Annotated in this window: 1 pseudogene; it reads left to right on the top strand. The window is 71.3% G+C overall.

Going from position 1 to position 331, the window contains the following annotated elements:
• Positions 1 to 207, top strand: a pseudogene (locus MN205_RS00050) (methyl-accepting chemotaxis protein); the annotation flags it as partial.
• Between the last annotated feature and the right edge of the window lie 124 nt (positions 208 to 331).

Genomic DNA, 331 nt, shown 5'->3' with positions numbered 1-331 from the left:
TCCGCCACCACCTCCGAGATGGTCCGCAACGTCACCGAGGTGTCCACCGGCAGCCAGGAGATCTCCACCAACATCTCGGGCATCGCCGCGGCCGCCGAGCACACCACCACCAGTGCCAACCAGACCGCGGCCACTGCCGGTGAGGTCTCCGCGGCGGCTGCCGAGCTGAACGAGCTGGTGGGCACCTTCACCTTGCCGCGCGGCTGATGCGCGGCTGAGGACGCCTCCCAGCACCACGGCGTCCCAGGCTCACCCGGGCCGGCAGGTCCTGGCGGCGCTTCGACGGGGGAGCACCTTCGAAGTGAGCGGTCCACGTGGAGCGGTGAGCCGG

Origin of the sequence: Kineococcus sp. TRM81007 (assembly GCF_022669155.1) — a bacterium.
Lineage (GTDB): Bacteria > Actinomycetota > Actinomycetes > Actinomycetales > Kineococcaceae > Kineococcus.
This window is presented reverse-complemented; position numbering and strand designations above follow the sequence as displayed.